The sequence below is a fragment of the Maribacter hydrothermalis genome (assembly GCF_001913155.1).
Classification (GTDB): domain Bacteria; phylum Bacteroidota; class Bacteroidia; order Flavobacteriales; family Flavobacteriaceae; genus Maribacter; species Maribacter hydrothermalis.
In genome coordinates, this window is record NZ_CP018760.1 from 3992740 (window position 1) to 4016410 (window position 23671).

A 23671-nucleotide genomic window follows, 5' to 3' on the forward strand; every position below is an offset into this window, starting at 1 on the left:
TCAAATTTCATATCAAATCACATTAGAGAATTATTAGAATTCTTAAAGAGCACCAGCTTTTCAAAGGCTGTTTTAATTGGTGTTGCCATTAGTGTACCCATTATTATTGGTATTGTAATAGACCATTTAGATATTGGTCTTGCAATTTGTTTTGGTGCTTTTTGGTGTTCGCCAAGTGATGTGAGCGGAAATTTAAAACACAAGCAAATTGGTATTGTCTTTTCAACACTATTAGTGATTCTTGTTAGTTTTATTGGTGGATATCTTGAAATTTCAAATTATTTTCTATTCCCTGTTTTAGGTGTTCTTACGTTTTGTATAGCGTTTATTTCCATTTATGGGTTTCGAGCTTCAATGGTTAGCTTTTCTGGGTTATTGGCTTTAGTATTGAGTTTCTCCAACACTTCTGAAACTTTAGAAGTTTATCAATATGCTTTATGGATTGGCGCTGGTGGTTTGTGGTATTTAATAATATCTACGCTTTGGTTTTACTTAAATCCAAAAGCATATACCGAAGAAACACTTAATGAAATCTTTATACTTACAGCAGATTTTTTAGACACTCGAAAAAAACTTATTGGCGAACATCCAGATAGAATAAAATTACAGACACAACTTATTGATTTAAAGATTGAGTTGACAGACCTGCACGACACCTTCCGTGAAATTTTAATTTCCTATAGAAAAAGCTCTGGTAAATCTAATTATCAAGGCAAACGTTTGCTCATTTTTATTGAACTCGTAGAGCTTTTGGAAACTGCTGTTGCAAACCCTGTAAATTACGAAACAATGGATGTACTTTTTGAGATCCATCCTAAATTTAAAATTGATTTTCAGAAACTGCTTTCTGAATTTTCACAACAAATTCGTTCTTTCGAAAATTGTATAAACTATTCAAAAAAAATCCCTTCAAACAAAGTTTTATTTGATGCCATTAAAAGTCTTGAGCTGGATATTAGTAAACTAAAAAATGAAACAAAACCTGAAGAATATGAGCAATATTTAATGCTTCAAAACTTTTTAGATTATCAAAAAAAACAATTCGAAAAGCTTAAAAAAATAAAATGGTTATTGGGAAATCCCGAGTTAACTACGGACGAATTAGTGCCAGCCGATGACCTTAAGCGTTTTGTAAATACACAAGATTATAACCCTAAGCTTATTCTTAGAAGCTTTAGCTTTAGGAATACCATTTTTAAGCATTCGCTTCGTTTGGCAATTACGGTTATGTTAGGTTATGGTATTGGTCTGTATTTCGATTTACAAAATCCGTATTGGATTATTTTGACCATAATTATAATAATGCGCCCAAGTTATGGATTAACAAAAACACGTTCAAAAGACCGTGTTATTGGCACTTTAATTGGTGCCGTTATAGCGAGTGCTCTGGTGATTTTTGTAAATAATACTTATGTATATGGTGCGTTAGGTGTATTATCATTAACTATTGCGTTTTCCATGGTTCAGAAAAATTACAAAGCATCTTCAACATTTGTTACATTGAGTGTAATTTTTATATATGCGATTTTAGAGCCAAATATTGTAAAAGTCATTCAATTTAGGGTTATAGATACGGTAATTGGTGCCATACTTTCTTTTATGGCAATGCGATTACTTTTTCCTGCTTGGTCATTCATGGAAATTGGAAATTCTATTAAAGATGGACTAAAAGCAAATACTGCATTTTTTAACTCTTTAAGTAAATATTTTCAAGAAAAAGGCAAAGTGCCATTAAGTTTAAAAGTGAACCGAAAAGAAGCCTTTTTACAAATGTCTAACTTAAGTTCCGCATTTCAGCGCATGGCACAAGAACCAAAATCGAAGCAAAACCATATTGATAGCATTTACGAACTTGTTGAAATTAACCACAGTTTTTTAACTGCTTTAGCATCCTTGAGTTCTTATATTCAAAATCATAAGACGACAGAAGCTACAGAGGAATTTAAAATACTATCAAAAAAAATTGAAGACAATTTATATACTGTCTGCTCTCAATTAAGTACAATTAATTTTGAATCTAAAAAGATAAATCCTAACCCTTTAGATTTTAAAAGCGAATCAGACCGAGTTAAATTATCTATTGATAACCTCACAGATGATACGATTTTAAATACAAAAAATGTGCACACACACATGGAAGCACATTTAATTTGGGAACAAATGTACTGGCTGTTTTCTTTAAGTGAAAAAATGTTGAAGTTAACACTAAGGTTTAAAATAGATTAAAATCATCAAAATGATGATGTCATTTAACATTCTTGTAAATCATATATTTTTGGTGTTGCCAACGACAAGCTAAGTAGCCTTTCAACACTTCGGCTGGCCATGCACATGGTCCTTTTAGCGGATCATAACGAAATTCGTTCTTTAAAAATTGAATGCAAGCACATACAAACTGAGTTGTAATCAAGTTATTTACGGAAAGGATAAGTATAATGCAGTTTACAGGTATAATTTCCCATCACTTTTCAAAATTACTTTTTACCAAATCCATTAATTCTGCTCTATGTATATTTTTAGCAATGACCACTCCGTTACTATCCAAAATAAAGTTTGCAGGAATGGTACGTACGCGAATTTTCTTTAAGAAAGGAGCATCATCACCTTGCAAATCCGATGATTGTAGCCAACGATCTGCACCATCGCGCTTTGCAGCGGCTTTCCAGGCTGCTTCATTACTTTCTAGGGCATAGGCAACTATTTGTAATCCTTGGTCACGATATTCATTATAAAGTGGCACTAGAACTTTTCGATTCTCAACTCTGCAAGGGGCACACCATGATGCCCATAAGTCAACAATCGTAAGCTTTTTACCCATTACATCGTTAAGAAGTAGCGTATCTTTTGTAATCATGGGAAATTGAATATTTGGAAATGTATCTCCAATTAATACCGGTAAATTTTCCGGTTCGCTTTTTTTACATAGTTGTTTCACCCAAGGGTGATTCGGCTGTTTTTTATTCCATGTATTACATTGGGCCACTAAAAATTCCGGTACTCGTTCGTAATCGTTTTCCGGACTTACCCAACGTAAGGCTACCAGGGCAGGTAATAGTTGCGGAGTACTATCGACAAACTCCATTAACGCTTTTTGGTACTGTAATACAGCATGCTCTTTTGCAATTAATGCATCGCCTTCTTCTATTTCCCATTGCTTTTCGGCTAAATATGTTTGGTAGGCAGTTGATTTTATGGCTCTTAATTCTAACAAAGCGCTATTTACTTCTGACGGCTGATCTATCTTAAAACTTTGTTGAAATTCATTAATCTTAGCCGTTATGTATATAGGTTCTCCAAATTGATAAACAATAGGCATATAGTTCGCTTCTTTAGGATTGCCGTTCGCTAAATAATTACCATCTTTTCCAGTGGGTTGCACAGCAATCTCCAATAATACCGGTTCTTTGTTTGATGGCAGATTATTGAATTCAAAGCTTCCGTCAGACTTTACAAGGGCGGAGTCTATAATTTTACCTAAATAAGAAGCAGCTATTTCCTGAAATGTTTCTGGTTGAATTAAGTAGACCTTTATATTTTCCTTTTCTATGCCTTCAATTTTACCCGTTATATCTGGGTTTGTAGTACAAGCTGTAAAGTGTAAAACCATTAATAGTAGAGCAGTAATTTTTTTTGAAATGTGAATTCTCATAGGTATTCATTTAATACTAACAGCAAGCTTAAATAAGGTTTTATTTCAGGCTGATAAATGATTACGAAGTTCGTTTTTTTAAAATGTGAAAGCAAGTACTTACACCTGAATATTGTTACTATTCAAAATTGAAGGAGCACCAATGCACCAGATTTCCGCGTCGCGAAAAAGCTTCTCGCAAAGACGTTTATAAAATTTTCGCTGTCAATGGTAACTGAGAACTGATACTGAAAACTGCCTACCGAAAACTTCAAATACTTTCAATTATTACGTAATTTCGAAGGGTCTAAAAGCAAGAACTATGGAGGTTAATAAAATGAAGGGTTATATTAAGGATGTGTTGGGGAATATGCCTTCAGATTGGTTAAACCTAACGACCCATCGTTTGGATATTTATAATGAAGAAAGGGCAAAAGTTCAATTTTTAGACCAATTTGAAATTTTAGCTCAAACTGATAATTCAGATACTTTAGCCCTTCATAATTTACCTACTGCTTACGACTATATTCGCCTTGGCCATCCCTTGTCTTGTGTTTTAGAATGGGCAATCGGGATTTTAAATAATCTTGCACCAGAACAGGTGATTTGTTTTCTGTCAAAGACAATGCCTATTTTATCCATCTTACGAACAAATTTATTAGTCAATAAAAATACCTTAATTGCTTATACCGGAGATCTGCCTAGTTCTTTTGATGCAGAAGTACTACGCACAGTTTACGGATATACTTTTAAACTACAACAAGTAGAAAATGCATCTGAAATTGAAGCTTTTGATGGAAGTACCATTTTTGTATCGGAACAAGAGAATATTGCTGCTGTAGACCTAAATGCAACTATTGATTTTTATGTCAATCTATATAGTGACTTGGGCAGTGTGCTTTTAGTGAACGGTAATCAAAACAAAAAGTACGTTTCAGCTATTCAGCATGTAAGAAGAAGGGAAACGGTTGCCATGACGCCGAATAATTGTTTTGCCGCTTTACAATCTTTAGTGAAACAATCTTCAACTTATACACAGAAATCAAATTCAGCTGAGAACAAGGCTGCCGTGTTAGATTTAATACGAGAGGTCAGTGGCGCCAATACAACCCCGCTGGTAGCTTCAAGCGGACTGTCTATTCAATATGCCATTATGATGGGCTTGGTGCACCATGCTCTAGAAAACCATATGGGTAAGGCTATTAAAATTGTAGTTCCTCCTAATTGTTATGGTGGCACAAACGACCAAGCAAGACGTGTAGCTGCTTGTAACGATGCTATTGAAATTGTTGATTTACCTGTTGATGGAGATAATGATATGGTGCAAAGCATAGCTATCGTTCTAGATAAAATAGCTAAAGTAGATGCCGTACCTTTTATCATTGCTGAAATTCCTACAAACCCCAGAGTTGAAGTTCCAGAACTAGATAAGTTAAGAGCTGTTTTAAGTGCAAAACGAAAAACGGCTAGTGGGAGCGAGGCTATTGATCCCGTATTTATTTTAGATCAAACGTTTTGCCCAAACGTTCATTTTTTAGGGGATGCGGATATTCTTTCATCCGTTAGAACAATTTCATTTGCGAGTGGTTCAAAATTCCCAAGTGGCGGAAAATGTACAGCTGGTTATTGTATAGCGAATAAAAAGGCGGAAGCTTTAATTGATAAAATAGACTTGCACCTAAAACTGTGTGATAATGAAGCTACGGATTTACAGTATAAAATATTGGTAAAGCAAATGCCATCTATGAATGAAAGAATTCATAAAGCGTTTTTGAATACTCATGATTTTGTAAGCTTTATTAAGCAGACGTTACCTGCTGCCAAAATCAATTTTGTATCCGATGAATTGGGAAAAGAGGGCTTTACTCCATCGGTTTTTTCTTTAGACCTCCCCACAAAAGACGGAACTGCTGAAGAAAGGGAAAAGTATAAGCGAGAAATGAATCATAGGCTAATCAATCTAATGATTACCGAAATCCCTAATGAGAGTAAGTATTGTGTTAGCTACGGACAGTTACATGGTTGCTATTGGACTATTCCGGCGACCTCTACACAAGGTACCACTAAGGAAGATGATAAGGACTACATTGTCCGAGTATCCCTTTCTCCAGATTTAGATTTGGAGCAACATAAGAAGGTATTCAAAAAGTTTGTAGATAGTATGTAATTCCTGATGTGAAAATGCTATTCTAAATATCCTTTCTCACGCATCCAATCATCATTGAACATTTTGCCAATATAACGGCTGCCGTGGTCATGGAACAAAACTACGACCACATCGTCTTTGGTAAAATGTTCTTTTAATTGCAAAACGCCCTTTATAGCTGAACCGGCGGAGTTACCCAAAAACATGCCTTCTTCTTTAGCTAAACGTTGGGTATACACCGCGCCGTCTTTATCGGTTACTTTGGTGAAACCGTCAATAATGCTGAAGTCCACATTTTTCGGTAAAATATCTTCACCAATTCCTTCGGTTACATAAGGATAAATTTCCTTTTCATCAAAAATTCCTGTTTCATGGTATTTTTTAAATACACTACCATAGGTGTCTACACCCCAAACTTTTACATTGGGATTCTGTTCTTTTAAATACTTACCTACACCAGAAATTGTACCTCCAGTACCTACACCAACTACAAAATGAGTAATCTTTCCATCGGTTTGTTTCCAAATTTCTGGTCCGGTGCTTTCGTAATGTGCTTTTGTATTACTTGGGTTGTCATACTGATTAACGTACCAACTATTAGGCGTTTCTTTTGCCAATCGTTTAGAAACGGAATAATAAGACCTAGGGTCCTCTGGTTCTACCGCTGTGGGGCAAACAACAACTTCTGCACCCACAGCTCTTAATATATCGCACTTCTCTTTGGACTGTTTATCCGCCAAAACAAAAATACATTTGTAGCCTTTTACAATAGCCGCTAAAGCCAAACCCATACCTGTATTACCCGATGTTCCTTCAATTATAGTGCCGCCAGGTTGTAGTCTTCCATCTGCTTCTGCATCTTCAATCATCTTTAACGCCATACGGTCTTTAATCGAATTACCTGGGTTAAAAGTCTCGTATTTTGCTAATACTAAACAGGGTAATTCTTTGGCAAGTGTATTGATTTTTACAAGGGGCGTATTACCAATTGTACCAAGTATATTTTCGGCGTATTCCATAGCTGCTTTTAAAGTAATTCAAAAGTATAAAACTAGATCGGCATTAGCAATATTGTTGCAGATACATCAATAATTGATTTTGGATATGCCATAGCGAGTGGAGTGCGGGCATTTGTTAATTTGGAATACCTCTTTTGGTTTAATAGGGTAGTGTAAACCTGAGATTACTCCCCGTAAAGTATGGCGCAGTGAAGGGACTGAAATTTTAAAGTTGAAGAGAGTTTCGTTATCGCCCGGGCTAAAGTTAGTACGGAGGCAAGGAAACACTTTTGTTTCCGTCTTCGCACGAAGCCAAAGCCTTTTGTTTGTGTTATATTTTTTTATTGTTAAAATGTCAAATCAAACTAATTTGGCGACATTATAAAATTACACAACCCTTTCTAATAAACACCAAACCCCCGCATTAATTTTGTTTTATTACAGCACGTTTTTTACTTTTTAATATATATTATAACAATTGTTAAAGTCATTCCAATTATAGAAGCGATAATATTTTTAGTAATTAGTTGCGATTTGGTAAATCCATAGGTTACCTCTGATATTTTTTTCATGTTCATTACCGTGATTATGAAAATAATTAATCCAATAAATAATCCCATAGTTAGATAATCAGAAATATCAAGTGAATCATCTTTTGTCAATGGAAAAATTAGCGCTATAATAATCATATAAAAGAAGGAGGTAATTAGAATCCAACCAATTTTTTTATTGATAAAAATTCCAATAATTGGCAGTAGAATAATTAAAGATGGCGTGAAGTTAGATTTTATATGTCGTAGAAATTGTTCATTGCCCAGTAAACTGTCTGAGTCCCTAATAAGGTCAATGTACCAAAAATTGTAAGTCCATTTAAACCCCATATAACAGGTAACAATAAACAGAATTACTATTAAAAGTTTAATAGTTAAAAGTTGATAATTGTTTTTAATGTATTCTATTTTCCTCAAATGTGCTGTAAAGTCAAGTTAAGTGGAGTTTCAATACTTCGGTAAGCTCAGCACAAGGTCCATTTCGCGGATGCTAACGAAGTTCGTTCTTTCAAAAATTGAAAGCAACTACTTACAATAGGAGTTATGCCGAAGTTATTAACGAGAATTGTTTGAGATGAATGTTTTTATTTAAAAACCGTATTAATCGTTTTTCGTAAAATAGCCTTCGTTAGAAACGGCAGCATCACTAACGGTTATACTTGCTGTTTTAAACCAAACTTCTGCATAGTTTCCATCTGCATATTGTTTTTGAATGTCGCCGTCATGAGTTTCTGCACCGGAGCACCAGTTCATATTTTCACTTGGAGATTTACCATTGGTTTGGTTGTAGGCACCTAACTTAAAAAAACAACCTTCGCCAGTATAGGCCTCTTTTCGCTCTACACCATCTTGACCAATAGGGAAAAATAATTTTTTGGTTTGCTCAGAAATAGCTGCTTTTGTGGTGTATTCAGATTCCAATAAATTTTTGGTGAATGTTTTAGTTTCATGTCCGTCACTCATAAATTTTAAGCTCATAATACCGTCCTTTACGACTACTTCATAACTGAATTCCTCTCCTAAGGCAATACCATCTTTTGGCTCTGCAGGGTATGTATCTGCCGTTTCGCCAACCACAGAAAAGTCATTTCCCCAAACGGCCGATGAATAATCCCATCTTTTGGCATTATCATCCCCAGCGGTATTAATTTCATAATGCCAGAACACGGAACCCTTTGTCTGACCCGGGTATTTTTTGTAGAATATTTTCAGCGGTTCATTTTCAAATGCATCTGCACTATGAATTTGACCAACTACGACTGCGTGTGTCGCCGCAACACGCGCATCGCCTGTAGATGATACGTTCATTACCTTAAGGGTAGCCGTTAATTTATCATCAGCTGTTTCCGGATACCATTTTTTGGTCTGTGCCAATTCGGTTCTTGTGTTGTTAGATGTGCCGTGGGTGTCTCCACCATTAGGCGCTTTAAATACGACCCAATCATCTTTGCCGTCATTTGTAGTATAAAAGAAATCTTTATTTTCAAAGTCATTGGCAATACCAACATTAGAGCCATCACCTAAGATTAATTTCCAATCATCGAAAAATGGAATTACATCACTTGCGTAAACGGTTTGCTCTTTTTGTATTTCGGCCGAATCGTTCGCCGTAGTATTTTCTGAACTTTTATTTGCATTCTTGCAGCTCGTAAAACTCAGCCCAAGAGTTATAATCGATGCAGCTAAAGCGATTTTATGATTTTTCATTCTTCTTTTAGTATAAGTCGTTAATATATAAATAGTTTAATGGCAATTGCAGTTTATAATCTAATAATCACAAATTAGTAGTGAAAAGTGGAGAAGGTTATATAACCCTGTTCCTAAATTTCTTTGTAATTATTTGATAATAGCTTTGAATACAAGTTATTATTTTCTTTTTTATTTGCTTACCATCAATTCAAGCAAGGCATATGAATTTTTATAATGGTCAGATAAAATACTGATGGAATATCCCTCTATTTTTACCGTATAACCTTCACGGATTTCAGAACTGTAAAAACTTATATTTTTTTCAACCTCCTTTACTTTAGCTCTTAATGTATATTGAACATCATCCCAAGAACTATTTTCACCAGTATCAAGCGGCGAATCATTACCCGATTCGTGTATGTAATCAGTGATTTCCAATTCTATAGGATTATCTTTTTCTCCTATTATACAGGTTTTTTTACTTGATAAAGCAAAAGCCTTTCCTAAATGTGCCTGTTCTAGAATTAGATATTTGTCGTCATTGTCAATCTTAAACGTTAGAAAGTAATTCTTATAAATTTTAGTAAGATATTCTCTGGTAGACGCATCATTGTCCGAAGAAAAATCAGCTATGTCATCGCCATTTTTCTGAATTCTACAATACACTTCACCAATTAAATGAGGTGCCGCGTTCTTATCATAAACTTGAAGTAAAACATCTAATTCTAAACCATTGTAGGTTATAATACTAGCACCTTCTTTTAAGTGTATCTTTTTCATAGTTTCTTGGCCATGTATATTATTTGATATTAGAAAGATGACGATTAAGATTACTAGTTTCTCCATATTTTTTTTCTTTGTATTTTAATTTACTGGTGTTTTAATGCATTAGAAAGTTAAGGTTCAACTAAGTTTTTTTAATAATAGAAAATGAACAAAATAATCAATCTTAAATATGTGTGATTTATTCATCTGTGCTATTAAACCTTAAATTTTTACCATCAATGAACTGATGTGTTTTTTTATCAAAACCCACAATAACTCCTAAACTATCTCTGTGAAAATGAAACCATAGTTCAGCATCTATGTCAAAAAATACGTCGTTAGAATACGCAAAAATAGGAATAGGTTCGTTTGTAATATTTCTTCTAACCACTTGGTATTTCATGGTATCGTTTTCAATTATAATATTATTCCAAAATACTTTACTTTTTTCGAAAAGATAATTACCAACATATTCTCTTTGCTTCTTTAGTGAAATTTCAATTGGCTTCAAGAATTTATTACGCTGTACGCGGCGCTCTTTAAGATTATATTTTTCACCATTTTTTAATACATAGAATTTATCTTTTCCGGTTTCAAGCGTATCTATCTCGTTGAAATAATTAGACCAAAAAGTTCCATCATATATGGCTACATATTTATTCCCAATTACTTCAAATTCATTCCCTTGCACTAAAATGGCTGTATTTTCATCTAAGCCTATTCCCAATAATTCTGGTCTTATTTTTAATAAGTTAAACATATCGTATTGTCGGTTTCTTTCGAAAAGGTGTTGGTCAAAAGCAGAGTTTGTCACAAACCCGAATCCTACTTCCGGATTACTTATTACATTATAATTGTCATTTAAACCTCTGCCACCCCTTGCTAAATAAGAACCTTGTATTGACGCTCCCGCAGAATGCCCACCAATTATTCCTCCACGTTCTAAAACCTTTTTCAATTCTGTTTCAGTTTTTGTATTTAGATAGGTATCTGCCACACGCCATTGTCTACCGCCAGTTAGCCAAACTGCGGTTGCCGTTTTTAATGGTTTTATAAAGTCATCGCTATTTGCTGTTAATCTATCTCTGGTATGAATAAATTGAATATTCTTAAACCCACGAGCTGTAAATTGTCTTCTTAGGATTTTAAATTCTGGGTCGTAGTTTATGGATTCTTCATCAAAAGCAGTTGGTAGTATTACAAGATTTGCTGATTCATTTCCAGCTAACTCATAGAATACTTGCCACATTTCATCTGTCATTCCACCACCTCCAATTAAAAGTGCCCCGTTTTTTGGACCTAAAGATTCACTTTTAGTTTTTGTATTTAGTTCTTTTGAATTTTGGCAAGAATTAAGCACAATCAATAGTATAACTATTGACCACATATTTATTACAGATGTATTTAATTTTAAATTCAACAAGACATTTTTAAGTAGGCGCATTGGCGAGGAATTTATGGCAACTAGTTTATAAAGCTACCAAGGATAAACTAATTTTAGTTTTCTAGTCCTTTTTCAGTCTTTATATCCGGTTGATTCACAGCATTAAATTCAAAAATATCATTTCTAGCATAATGCCCAATAACATCAAAATCCAATTTTGCATGAACGATATCATCTAAATCAATTTCTGCAATTAGAGCACCAGCTTCATCAAATAATGGTCCGGCAATAATTTTTCCCAATGGAGATACTATCACGCTACCGCCACGGCATAAATTTTCTGGCTCATTTTCCACCAAATGCTGGTATTTTTCTGGATACATAGATTTTGTGTAAAACTGATTACAACCCAACACAAAGCATCTACCTTCTAAAGCAATATGTTTCATAGTAGATGTCCATTCGTCTCGTGAGTCTGCAGTAGGGGCTATGTAAATCTCCACGCCTTGCTTATACATTGCCATTCTAGCCAAAGGCATGTAATTCTCCCAACAGATGAGTCCGCCTAACCTCCCAATTTTGGTGTCGAAACTAACTAAAGATGAACCATCATCTTCGCTCCAAACAATACGTTCGCTGCCTGTAGGTTTAATTTTTCGGTGAACACCCAAAAAGCCATCGGTTGGGGAGATATATAGCATAGAGCAATATAAACTACCATTGTTAGTCTGTTCTTCAGTTATTCCAATAATCAAATATACATTCTCTGTTTTGGCTAGTTTTACAAGTCTTTGGAGTTCTTTCCCTTCTAAATTTAAGCTGTTTTTATGGTAGTCTGCATATAGCTTTCTACCCTCATCTGTTCTGCTACCTACTACGGCACCAAAAGAAAATCCTCTTGGATAACCGGGAATAAAGGATTCTGGAAAAACCATTAATTCACACCCTTTCTTGGCGTGAATTTTTACAAGGTTTTCTATTTTATCGATAGTTTTTTCTATATCAAAGAAAACGGGACTATCTTGAATAAGGCAGACTTTTAATTTCATGGGTATCGTTTAAATACCCTTAATATATGGCAATTATTCCAATCCCTTTTTAACTATATTTTAAAAATGTTTTGTTTTAATTTGCTTAGTACTCCAATTCAACTCTTTTCTGAAGTAATTCGTTAGTGCAATGCATACTCTACTAATAAATAGAGTATTCATCAATATTTTTCATTTCGTTTAAAGAAAAATACATTTTATTTTAGGGTGCTTTTTATAAAAAAACATTCCTTTTTTTTAGGACATAGTTAAGTATTTACCATGTTGGTTTCAATTTTGTAATTATTAATATTGAATCATAAAAACCCGTTTAATATAAACGATAGTCGATATTAATAGACTCCGAGTTTTGCTTCTAGGAGATTACTTATTGAGTACAATTCGATTTATTCTTATTAAGAATATCAGTTTTAATATAATCATTTTTTAAAACAGGATTCCATTTGAAATCCACTATTTCCGTGACGATAAAATTATCTTTGGGATCAGTAGTAAGTAATATTTCTGTAAAGTCATCTTCTAATTGTTTCAACCTATTTAAATCACATGCGTGTAATTCTTCACTAACAGCTAAGGCCCCAAGTTTGTCTATTTCTTTGGGTTTAAGACCTTTTTTCATTTTAACGGTATAAGCTTTTTTGGTATCTAAACGTTGTACGGTAAACAATGCATCCATATCATTTGATACATAAAATGAATTGAACTGATAACGACCACCAGTTGTAAAAATTGCGGCATCTGTAAGGCAAGGGGAGGAATTGCTCACTATTCGTGTATTGGTACGATCAATTATACCATTTGGATAAAGTTTTTGTAAAGCTTGTTGTAACCCAAGATGCCCTACAACCAGCCCATCACAAAGATGGCCATGAAATTTTACTAGGTCGTCTAAATCTATATTTTGAATGTTTCCCAATCTTCCCTTCGAAAAATCAGTGTCATTTACACGCATTCCGGTTTTTACAGATGTCTGTTTTTTAGGTAAATAGAGTTTAAATAGTTTGTTGGCAGTAGTAATTTTATCTAAATGCCCCATAAAAGTTTGGTCATCCCTTAAATAATGAACATGGATAAAGCTTTTAGAGCCTGTGAATATACCTTGGTGTTTCTCCGAATAAAACCCTATTATTTGGCCAATCTCATTTTTAAAAGAAAAATCTTGCGATTTTACATCTGGTCTATAGCCTTCCACATCGGCATTTCTAGGCGTTACAATATGAGCTGTTATTTGGTCGAATTCACCTGAAATTCTAAAAGCAAAAGGTTCTTTAATATCGTAACCTTCGCTCTCGGCTATTTTTGCAACTTTTTCCTGTATTTCTTCAATAGTATTTAATGGCCCTTCTAAGTTATATTCTACCCAATGTTTTACATTGCTGTAAACAAAAAATGGTGAGCGAATATCCCAACTTTGACTTATGACCATTTTCCCTTCTTTAAAGGCGGAAGCAAAAAAAGGTTTACCATCAAAAACAGTTATTTCCCCTTTCATTTTATCATAAGGTCCCATTGCGAATAAATTAGATTTATCAGGTAACGTATCTAACCAAATTTTTAAATCATAAGTACTATCCATTGTATTCATAGCACCTTTTGTAAATACTTTTGGGGTACTCTGTGCTGTACCAATCGAAGCTAATAAAAGGGTAAATGTAACGAGTAAAATTAATTTTTTCATAGTTCTTGTTTGCGCTTATAGAATGAAATTAAATAGATATCCTGAGATGATTATACAGAGCGTTACCACACTAAAAAAGATAGTAATTAGCTTAATGGTCATAACTTTCTTTAAAAGCAAAGCTTCTGGTAAAGAAAGACCAACAACGCCCATCATAAATGCAATTGCAGTACCTAACGGAATTCCTTTTGCTACCAATACTTGAACTACAGGGAGTATACCTGAAGCATTAGAATACATTGGTATTGCCAAAATGGTAGCAATGGGGACGGCAAAAAGATTGTCTTTTGCCATATATTGTTCAAAAAAACCTTCAGGAATATAACCATGCATTAGTCCACCGATAGCAATACCGACTATTACATAAGGAATAATACCTTTTAATATTTTTATTACTTCGCTCCATATTATAGGCAACCTTTGTTTCAAAGTCTGTTTTTCTATAAGAAAGGTATCTTGGTCTCTTTGTGCTGTTGCCAAAACTTCTTTTACCCATGGAGTTAAATATTTTTCTAGTTTTAAATACTTAAGAATTACACCGGAAATAGTACCTAATAGAATACCACTTATTACATATATTATAGTAGTCTCAATTCCAAATAAACCTACAAATAGGCCAATAGCAACTTCATTTACCAAGGGAGAGGTAATTAAAAAAGAAAAGGTAACACCTAAAGGTATACCTCCTTTTACAAATCCAATAAACAAAGGGACCGATGAACATGAGCAGAATGGAGTTACTACGCCAAAAAGACTTGCCATAAAATATTCTAAACCATATAATTTTTTACTAGATAGGTAATTTTTAACCTTGTCTATAGGGAAATAACTGTTTACTATTCCCATAAAAAAAATTACAACAAAAAGTAAAATTAGAATCTTAGTGGTGTCATAAATAAAGAAGTTCAGTGCCTCTGCTAAATGCTGACCTTTATTCAGGCTTAAAAGGTCATAGACAAACCAATCAGCGATGTTTTGTACCCAATTAAACATTTATCTATTAGGGTTATTTAAGAAGTGCTACTACTTCCTCTTTAGAAGGCACTCGTCCTTTAATCAATATTTCATCATTTATTACTAATGCAGGTGTAGACATTACATTGTATTTCATTATCTCCATAATATCTTCAACTTTTTCTAAACTGGCTTCAATTTGGTTTTCTGAAATTACATCTTGGACAACACTTGTCATTGCCTTACATTTTGTACAACCCGTACCTAAAATTTTAATTATCTTGTTCATATTACTATTATTTGTTTATCGCCTATATACGATTTGATTAGTAAAAGTATTAACTAAAAAATGCTGAAAATAACGATTTTGCAGTGTTCCAATTCTCTTGATTGATACAGTACTTTATTTTTGGCGGTTTTAATTCTCCTTGTATTAGACCAGCATTTTTTAATTCCTTTAAATGTTGTGAAACCGTCGATTGAGCTAAAGGAAAAACCTCTACTAAATCACCTGTAAAACAACATGATTGTTTTTCAAGATGCTTTAAAATAGCCACACGAGTAGGGTGAGCTAATGCTTTGGCAAATTTTGCCAAGACCTCCGTATCTTTTTGGTATTCTATATGTTCTAGATTTCTCTTCATATCTATTATCGCAAATTAACGATGAATATTTTGTAATAAATGTGACTAAAGTCACATAAGGTATTTTTTAATTATTTATTGGGAATATTTCCTATTGATGTGTTCTATCTTAATTAAATGAAAAACTAAAAGTGCACAATATTTTTATATTACGTAATATTAATGTTGGTAGAAAATTTATAAATTCGTTTTGCTTTATGAGATAATTACTATCTCAACTTTTTTTCCTTTAACTAATTTCTATACAATACTAATTAAGTTCGTGGGTCTCTTCTAAACAACTGTATTAAGTCAAAAACTATTACACAGAAAACTACCCAAATGAAACCGGCAATGAATCCGCCAGCTATATCCGAAGGAAAATGGACTCCCAAGTATATTCTACTAATTCCGATACTTAAAATGATTGTTATCAATACAATAATCAATACGTACTTCAGTACTTTGTTCATATTGAATTTGGTGACCAGAAATATGAGAAATCCATAAAAGGCCATTGCGCTCATGGCATGTCCGCTTGGGTAACTCAATGTTTCCACTGAAACCAAGTGTTCAATACCTGGGCGGGCACGATCAATAAAACGTTTTAAAACCATGTTAGAAATGGTTGCCAACGCTAAAATTAGAGTTGCTTGAACAACATACTTCCAACGTTTAAATACTAAAAGAGATATTGATAGAAAGATTACAAGTACTATTAAATATCCATAGGCATCGCCAAGATTAGTCATAAATTTAAAGTACGATGTTAAACCTGGGGTACGATAAGAAATTACATAATCTGTAATTGCAGTGTCATAGGATGCAAGCATCTCTGTTTTTAAGGTTTCCGTTAATTCTACAAATAGATTTATGCCACCTACAACTATTGCCAATGCTACTATTACTGTAATTACATAAGGTAATGTAGTGTTGTATTGGTTTAATTTATTCGATAAAAATTCACGTAACGATTTTATAAATGTAAAAAGAGATTGTTTCATGAATCGTACTATTATTTATGCTATAAACATAGTTGATAATTAGTAAACCTATTGTTTCAAAGAAATTGATAACTGACTTGATTGATCTAAAATTTCTGTTTTAAGAAATACTACATCATTTTCAAATTTGGACAGGTGGACCATGAACCCTTATCTTTATACGAAAATAGAATTGTTAGAAATTATGAAATCACCTAACTGGAAAACAGCCATAGAATTTGATGATATCACCTATAAAAAATGTGACGGCGTAGCACGTATTGCATTTAACCGACCTAATGTGCGTAATGCTTTTAGACCTCATACTACGAGTGAACTTATTAAAGCGTTTTATGACGCGCAAGAAGATACATCTATTGGTGTTGTTTTGCTTTCTGCGGAAGGACCTTCTACAAAAGATGGAATATGGTCTTTTTGTTCTGGCGGTGATCAAAAGGCTAGGGGAGAAAAAGGATATGTTGGTCAAGATGGTCAGCACCGCTTAAATATATTGGAAGTACAACGTATGATTCGTTTTATGCCAAAAGTGGTTATTTGCGTAGTACCAGGTTGGGCCGTTGGTGGCGGACATAGTCTACACGTGGTTTGCGATATGACCTTAGCTAGTAAAGAACATGCCATTTTTAAACAAACTGATGCAGATGTTACCAGTTTTGATGGTGGATACGGATCTGCTTATTTGGCTAAAATGGTGGGACAGAAAAAAGCACGTGAAATATTCTTTTTAGGAAGAAACTATTCTGCACAAGATGCTTTTGATATGGGTATGGTAAATGCCGTTATACCTCATGATGAATTAGAAAATACAGCTTTTCAATGGGCACAAGAGGTTTTAGAGAAATCGCCTACCTCAATAAAAATGTTGAAGTTTTCAATGAACCTAACGGATGACGGAATGGTGGGTCAGCAGGTATTTGCTGGTGAAGCAACAAGATTAGCCTACATGACCGAAGAAGCGAAAGAAGGTAGAAATGCGTTCTTAGAAAAACGTAAACCAAATTTTGGCAAAGATAATTGGCTACCGTAAGTTGGTTGTTCGTTGATGGTTGTTCGTTGATGGTTGTTCGTTGATGGTTGTTCGTTGATGGTTGTTCGTTGATGGTTGTTCGTTGATGGTTGTTCGTTGATGGTTGTTCGTTGATGGTTGTTCGTTGATGGTTGTTCGTTGATGGTTGTTCGTTGATGGTTGTTCGTTGATGGTTGTTCGTTGATGGTTGTTCGTTGATGTTACTATTAATTAAACAATACTTCATACTTAGTACTTTTTACTTCATACCTAAATACTTAATACTGTCAACTGCCTACTTGCAACTGAAATACCCATAACTAAAAAGAGTCCAATCATTGAAGATCAGACTCTTTTACGAGAACACTATATGAAAATGAAAATTTTTAATTCGTTTTTAATAACACTGTAAATGTAAGAAGCGTCCTTAGTTTTTAGAAACAATTGTTGCCACGCAAGAGAATATTGTTGTGAAAGCATGTAGATATGTGGTATTGTAATAAAAAGGTTAAATTTTTGAACCTTTTATCGAATAGATGCTATTATTTCTTTTAATAAGGTATTGAATTGTTCGTCTGTCTGCTCTTCTAAGCCGGTTCTAACAACAACCAACTCTTTAGAAGGGATTATAAATATTCGTTGCCCTTGAAAACCATTTACTGAATATAGTTCTTTAGAAATGTCTGGATATTTACCATCGGCATTTAACCAAAAATGTGCGCCATAAGTACCGTTAGAGTTTAATGTTGGCTTAGAAATATAACTGACCCAAGAATCCGAAAATAGGCGTTCTCCGTTCCAATTACCATTATTTAAATACAGTAGACCAAATTTTGCCCAATCACGTGTTGTGGCCCAACCATAAGAAGAAAGTACGTAGTTACCAACCAAATCCGTCTCTAACAACATTGAATTCATTCCTATTTTATCAATCAATTCTTGGTAAGGAAAATCTAAGTACTCTTGGTGTGTATTAAACTGTTCTCTTAATATCCCAGAAAGCAAATTTGTAGTGCCAGAGGAATAGTTCCATATTTCAGTTGGGGCGGCAATGATTTCATTATTCCGTTGTGCTACGGTCATATCCGATGCTAAAAATAGCATACGAGATACATCTGATATTTTAAAGTAATCTTCGTCCCAAGCTAAACCGCTTTCCATACGAAGCAAATGGTTTATTGTTATATTAGATTTTAAACCCTTCATCTGTATTTCATTTGAAAAAGGTTTAAAATCCATATTCATTTTACCTTGGTATTCTAAAATACCATAAAGTGTGGCCAAAACACTTTTAGTCATGGACCAGCCTAAAATAGGTGTATCCTTAGTAAAACCGCGAATATATTGCTCTCCAATAATTTCATTTTTATGTACAACAAGTAGCGACCTTGTTTTTTGTAGCGAATCTTTAAAGGCATTTGAAAAGGCAACAGCTAATTTATCGTAATCCACATTATCTAAAATAGTATCCTTGATACCATTATTCCCAAAAGGAAAAGGTAAACTATTTTTAATAATTGTTCTATGAGGTACACTATTAAAGTTATGCTTTGAAAATTCATTATTGGTAAGTACTGCACCTAGACCTTCCTTATAAACGGCTGTTCTAGGCATAAGTCCAAAAACTGTTGCGATTGCAGATTTATCATTCTCCGAAACGGTGCAATCTGACAAATTTATTAATGTCATTTCATGATCGTTCAATGTAACATCTACCAGGTCCCTATCTGCTATAAAAACATTCGAAGCCATATTTTTAGAAGCATAACCGGAAATTAGATTTAGTTTTGGGTAATTGAAATATGCAAGAATTATTATCGCTAATATTGCGGCACCCAAAAGCAGTTTAATTTTTTTCATTTATATTTTAATTTACTTATGTATTTGTTTAGGAGTCCAAAAATAGGAAGGGTTGTACTTTATATGGCTACTTTAATTATATAATCTTTTACAATGACCAACAAAATTAATAAAAGCCCTTGATTAACTCTTGCTAAATTTTAACGGTATAAGTATCTTCCATGCTTTATTTCGCAAATAACAACATTGTTTTTATCCATATGGGTTTTAAATTTATAAGTGCATTTTTATTGTTATTTCTATTTATTTCTTGCAACACTGAAAAACGTCCTAGAGAAGTGGTGTTGTATGAAAATTACTGTGCAAGTTGCCATTTAGCACCTAACATTCAAGATTTACCAAAAGATATTTGGAAACATTCGATATTACCGGATATGGCTGCAAGAATGGGAGTTGAAACCGAAGGATATCACCCTTATATGAATTTAAGTTTTCCAGAACAATTGGCCATCATCAAAACAGGGATTTATCCTAGCAAAGCAATTATCGATATTGAAGATTGGAATCTTCTAAGAGATTACATCATTAAAATGGCACCAGATAGTTCTAAATCAACTAGTAACGAAAATAAAAGCATACCTATAACTAAATTTAAATTAACGCCAGTCTCATTAGATAGTGCTTTTGGTAGCTTGTACACCTTTTTAAAGATTGATACTTTAAATAAAAGTATTATCGCAGGAACTCGTAAGGGAGAATTAACATCGTATAATTTTGCTGATAATAAGAATACCCATATAGGATATTTCAATAGAGCAATAACAGATGCCAGAGTATTAGATGATAGTGTTTTTGTAACCACAATGGGCAGTTTAACCCCTTCTGAGATACCAATGGGTAAAACGATACTTAAACTAAAAAATTCCAGTGCCACATTGGCCGACTCTCTTCATAGACCTGTACATACGCTTTATAAAGATTTAAACGGTAATGGAAATGAAGAAATAATAATAAGTGAGTTTGGTGATCTTGTTGGGAAATTAAGCTTGTACGAAAAAAATAATTTCGGTTTTTATAAAGGAAGAATAATATTGAATATACCCGGTTGTACCAGAACTATTTCAAGGGACATGAATAATGACGGAAAAGAAGATTTAGTAGTCCTTGCAGGACAAGGAGATGAGTCGATTTATATTTTATATCAAAAAGAAAATTTAGAATTTACTGTTGATAAAGTAATAAGATTTAGCCCGGTATATGGTTCAAGTTGGTTTGAATTAGTTGATTATAATGCCGATGGCTATCAAGACATTATTACTGTTAATGGAGATAATGCAGATAAATCTTTTGTAAACAAACCCTTTCATGGTATGCGTATTCATATAAATGACGGAAACAATAATTTTGAAGAAACTTATTTTTATCCTTTAAACGGAGCAACTAGAGTCGTAGCAAATGATTTTGATCAAGATGGAGATTTGGATTTTGCTTTATTAGCTACTTTTCCTGATTATGAGAATCATCCTGAATATAATTTTGTTTATTTAGAAAATGTGAACAGTGGTAACTATGTATTTAACCAAGAACATTTAGCTGATATTAAAATGGCCAGATGGTTTTTAATGGATGCCGCCGATATTGATGGGGATGGCGATCAGGATATTGTTCTAAGTGCATTAACATATTCCTTTACACCCGTACCAGAATATTTAGAAAAAGCCTGGAGTAAAAGTTATACTGATTTATTGATATTGGAAAATAAATTACATTAGTAGGTATGATAAAGAGGTTATCCATAATAGTAATCTTGATAATGGCCGTTAGCTGTTCAGATAAATCTGTGGATAATAAATACAATTGGGTTCCTTTAAAAGTTACCGCAACTGCTTATAATTCTATTCCGTCACAGACTTCATATGAGCATCCGGCAATTACTGCGTGGGGAGACTCCATAAAACCAGGTGAAAAATGGATCGCGGTTTCAAGGGATCTATTAAAAAAAGGGCTTGCTTATAATACCTTGGTTAAAATAGATACTTTTGAGGGTATTTATACGGTAAAAGATAAAATGCACTCCCGATGGCGTAACCGTATTGATATTTATATGGGTGATAATGTTAGTAAAGCAAAAAATTGGGGAAGACGTAAAATTACCATTGAATATGCGGTTTTAAAGGATAGTTTATAATTAGTTCAACAATGAAACATATCACATATTATTTTTTGCTAGGTGTATTGCTAGTTTCTTGTACTGCTACAAAAACTATAGTTGATTATCCTATTACTTTTAATGAGGACCGCAAAATTCTAACTTTAGAATATCTTGAAAACAGGTATGGTTTAGCGCAAGATTTACCTCAAATAAATCCAAAAATGATTGTTTTGCATTGGACAGTTATTCCAACTTTTAAAAAATCTTTTGAAGCTTTTGACCCCGTATCATTGCCTAATTGGAGACCTGATATTAAGGATGTGAGTGGTTTAAATGTTTCTTCTCAGTTTATGGTAGATCGTGATGGGACTATTTATCAATTATTACCAGAAACTACCATGGCACGCCATGTTATTGGACTAAATCATTGTGCTATTGGCGTAGAAAATGTTGGCGGAACCGAAGATTTACCTTTAACTAAAGCACAATTAAAATCAAACATTTGGTTAGTTAGGCATTTAAAGGAAAAATATGATATCGATTATTTAATTGGCCATTATGAGTATACACTTTTTGAAAATCATCCATTATGGTTAGAGAAGGATGATGGCTATCGTACCAAGAAAACAGACCCTGGAACTGATTTTATGGAAAAAGTTCGTAAATCAGTATCCGATTTAAATTTTAAAGAATTACCTAAGAATATATCAAAATAAAATAAAACTTAATGAAGCATATTACACTAGCGGTATTTTGTTTGTTCTCTTTTATGGGAATAAGCCAATCCAACAATATTACCACACAACTATACGATACTTATGATAACTATAAGGAAAGCGCGATTGGGAAAAGACGTATTAAAAGAAATGATATCCAACCACTAATAGACAAGCTTTCTACCAATGATAAATTTAAGGTTAGTACCGTTGGTAAGTCAATTGGCGGTTTAGATTTAAGTCTTATTAGCATAGGTTCTGGAGAAACCAACGTATTTCTTTGGTCGCAAATGCATGGAGACGAACCGACTGCTACACAAGCAATTTTTGATATTCTTAATTTCTTTGATAGTGAAGATTTCAAAAAGGAAAAAGAAGCTATTCTTGCTAACTTAACCGTTCACTTTTTACCAATGTTAAACCCTGATGGGGCGGAGCTTTTTCAACGTAGAAATTTGTTAGGCATAGATATTAATAGGGATGCGCTGCGTTTACAGTCTCCAGAATCTCAAACTTTAAAAAGAGTTCGGGACAGTCTTGATGCCGATTTCGGATTCAATCTTCATGATCAAAGCACCTATTACAATGCAGAACGCACAGAGAAACCAGCAACTATTTCGTATTTAGCACCTGCCTATAATTACGAAAAAGATATTAATGAAACTCGGGGTAATGCAATGAAGATTATAGTGTTCATGAACGATATTCTTCAAAAATATGCTCCTGGACAAGTAGGTAGGTATAATGATGATTTTGAACCACGCGCATTTGGTGATAATATTCAAAAATGGGGTACAAGTACGATTTTAATTGAGTCTGGTGGATTTCCCAAGGATATAGAAAAGCAAGAAATTAGAAAATTAAATTATACGTCTATTTTGTCCGCTATTTATACTATCGCCCAAAAATCTTATGAATCAATCGGAATTGAAGAATATGAGAAAATTCCTGAAAATGATAGAAAGTTGTTCGATTTAAAATTAACTGGAGTCAACTATAACCTAAAAGGAAACACCTATACTATAGATTTAGGTATTAACCAGATTGAAGTTGATTACCCTGACCACAACTCCTTTTGGTATAGTAGTAGAGTTTTGGACCAAGGAGATTTATCTACTTATTATGGTTATGAAACCTTAGAGGCGTCGGACTACACCATTAAACAAGCTAAGGCCCATCCTAAAACCTTTAACACAATAGATGAAGTTAAAGGGTTAAATTTTAAAGACATTTTAAAACAAGGTTATGGTTTTGTACGCATGGAGAAAACACCAGCTACGGTCATAAATTCTCCTTTTCCAGTACATTTAATTGGACCAAAGTATAAAGTGCCAGAACTTAAATTAGAACCTGGTATTAATCCTACGTTCTTTCTCGAAAAAGCAGGTGTTATTGAATACGCAGTAATCAATGGTTTTTTAATTAATTTAAGTGAAAACAATATAAACATACCTAATTCAATGATTTATAAATAGATGATGGATATGATATAAGTTATGCAACAAAAAAAAGGGAAGCATTAGCTTCC

The 23671-nt window shown here is 33.6% G+C and carries 20 protein-coding genes; 7 read left to right on the plus strand and 13 right to left on the minus strand.

Translation table 11 applies throughout. The features are described from left to right. Positions 1–180: 180 nt before the first annotated feature. The gene (locus BTR34_RS17200) at positions 181–2226 is read left to right on the plus strand and encodes an FUSC family protein (protein ID WP_235843205.1); all 2046 of its coding nucleotides are present in this window, start codon (positions 181–183) and stop codon (positions 2224–2226) included. 235 nt (positions 2227–2461) lie between these two features. Here the strand turns inward: BTR34_RS17200 and BTR34_RS17205 are convergent, their stop codons facing one another. Further along, a complete protein-coding gene (locus BTR34_RS17205; RefSeq protein ID WP_068484858.1) occupies positions 2462–3649 on the minus strand; it encodes a TlpA family protein disulfide reductase in 1188 nt (395 codons plus the stop codon). A 301-nt stretch (positions 3650–3950) separates the two neighbouring features. On the opposite strand from BTR34_RS17205, the gene BTR34_RS17210 reads away from it, so the two are divergent. Continuing rightward, positions 3951–5795 (plus strand): PLP-dependent aminotransferase family protein, encoded by a 1845-nt coding sequence (locus BTR34_RS17210; RefSeq protein ID WP_068484857.1) that lies wholly within the window; start codon positions 3951–3953, stop codon positions 5793–5795. Between the two features lie 17 nt (positions 5796–5812). Here the strand turns inward: BTR34_RS17210 and BTR34_RS17215 are convergent, their stop codons facing one another. The 11 genes from BTR34_RS17215 to BTR34_RS17265 all read right to left on the minus strand — a co-directional run bounded on the left by BTR34_RS17215 (position 5813) and on the right by BTR34_RS17265 (position 16469). Beyond that, the gene (locus tag BTR34_RS17215) at positions 5813–6793 is read right to left on the minus strand and encodes a PLP-dependent cysteine synthase family protein (protein ID WP_068484856.1); all 981 of its coding nucleotides are present in this window, start codon (positions 6791–6793) and stop codon (positions 5813–5815) included. 431 nt (positions 6794–7224) lie between these two features. Continuing rightward, positions 7225–7740 (minus strand): hypothetical protein, encoded by a 516-nt coding sequence (locus tag BTR34_RS19010; RefSeq protein WP_157493045.1) that lies wholly within the window; start codon positions 7738–7740, stop codon positions 7225–7227. 183 nt (positions 7741–7923) lie between these two features. Next, positions 7924–9030, minus strand: a complete 1107-nt coding sequence (locus tag BTR34_RS17225) for a polysaccharide lyase family 7 protein (protein ID WP_068484854.1) — start codon at positions 9028–9030, stop codon at positions 7924–7926. A 171-nt stretch (positions 9031–9201) separates the two neighbouring features. After that, entirely contained in the window at positions 9202–9792 is a 591-nt protein-coding gene (locus BTR34_RS17230) for a hypothetical protein (protein ID WP_068484853.1), read from the minus strand. 184 nt (positions 9793–9976) lie between these two features. Next, the gene (locus tag BTR34_RS17235; protein WP_074472160.1) at positions 9977–11221 is read right to left on the minus strand and encodes a cyanophycinase; all 1245 of its coding nucleotides are present in this window, start codon (positions 11219–11221) and stop codon (positions 9977–9979) included. A gap of 53 nt (positions 11222–11274) precedes the next feature. Next, positions 11275–12210: a carbon-nitrogen hydrolase family protein gene (locus BTR34_RS17240; RefSeq protein ID WP_068484851.1), complete on the minus strand. Its 936-nt coding sequence runs from the start codon at positions 12208–12210 to the stop codon at positions 11275–11277. A gap of 367 nt (positions 12211–12577) precedes the next feature. Beyond that, positions 12578–13888: an acetolactate decarboxylase gene (locus BTR34_RS17245; RefSeq protein ID WP_068484850.1), complete on the minus strand. Its 1311-nt coding sequence runs from the start codon at positions 13886–13888 to the stop codon at positions 12578–12580. A gap of 15 nt (positions 13889–13903) precedes the next feature. Continuing rightward, positions 13904–14881 carry a permease gene (locus BTR34_RS17250; protein ID WP_068484849.1) on the minus strand — a complete coding sequence of 326 codons (978 nt, stop codon included), beginning with the start codon at positions 14879–14881 and terminating at the stop codon, positions 13904–13906. Between the two features lie 13 nt (positions 14882–14894). Next, positions 14895–15131 carry a thioredoxin family protein gene (locus BTR34_RS17255; RefSeq protein WP_068484848.1) on the minus strand — a complete coding sequence of 79 codons (237 nt, stop codon included), beginning with the start codon at positions 15129–15131 and terminating at the stop codon, positions 14895–14897. A gap of 49 nt (positions 15132–15180) precedes the next feature. Beyond that, on the minus strand, positions 15181–15486 hold the full coding sequence (locus tag BTR34_RS17260; protein WP_068484847.1) for an ArsR/SmtB family transcription factor: 306 nt from the start codon (positions 15484–15486) through the stop codon (positions 15181–15183). A 254-nt stretch (positions 15487–15740) separates the two neighbouring features. After that, the gene (locus BTR34_RS17265) at positions 15741–16469 is read right to left on the minus strand and encodes a phosphatase PAP2 family protein (RefSeq protein WP_068484846.1); all 729 of its coding nucleotides are present in this window, start codon (positions 16467–16469) and stop codon (positions 15741–15743) included. Between the two features lie 184 nt (positions 16470–16653). Between BTR34_RS17265 and BTR34_RS17270 the strand changes: the two genes are divergently transcribed. After that, complete coding sequence (locus BTR34_RS17270) at positions 16654–17496, plus strand: 1,4-dihydroxy-2-naphthoyl-CoA synthase (RefSeq protein ID WP_068485022.1); 843 nt, start codon at positions 16654–16656, stop codon at positions 17494–17496. 504 nt (positions 17497–18000) lie between these two features. On the opposite strand, the gene BTR34_RS17275 is transcribed toward BTR34_RS17270, so the two are convergent. Beyond that, on the minus strand, positions 18001–19335 hold the full coding sequence (locus BTR34_RS17275) for a serine hydrolase domain-containing protein (RefSeq protein ID WP_068484845.1): 1335 nt from the start codon (positions 19333–19335) through the stop codon (positions 18001–18003). Between the two features lie 200 nt (positions 19336–19535). On the opposite strand from BTR34_RS17275, the gene BTR34_RS17280 reads away from it, so the two are divergent. From BTR34_RS17280 to BTR34_RS17295, 4 genes are read left to right on the plus strand one after another with little or no spacing between them, the layout of a single operon-like run. Beyond that, positions 19536–21047, plus strand: a complete 1512-nt coding sequence (locus BTR34_RS17280; RefSeq protein ID WP_068484844.1) for an FG-GAP repeat domain-containing protein — start codon at positions 19536–19538, stop codon at positions 21045–21047. A gap of 5 nt (positions 21048–21052) precedes the next feature. After that, positions 21053–21463 carry a 3D domain-containing protein gene (locus BTR34_RS17285; RefSeq protein ID WP_068484843.1) on the plus strand — a complete coding sequence of 137 codons (411 nt, stop codon included), beginning with the start codon at positions 21053–21055 and terminating at the stop codon, positions 21461–21463. Between the two features lie 11 nt (positions 21464–21474). Next, entirely contained in the window at positions 21475–22143 is a 669-nt protein-coding gene (locus tag BTR34_RS17290; RefSeq protein WP_068484842.1) for an N-acetylmuramoyl-L-alanine amidase, read from the plus strand. 11 nt (positions 22144–22154) lie between these two features. Next, on the plus strand, positions 22155–23618 hold the full coding sequence (locus BTR34_RS17295) for a M14 family metallopeptidase (RefSeq protein ID WP_068484841.1): 1464 nt from the start codon (positions 22155–22157) through the stop codon (positions 23616–23618). Positions 23619–23671: the final 53 nt, after the last annotated feature.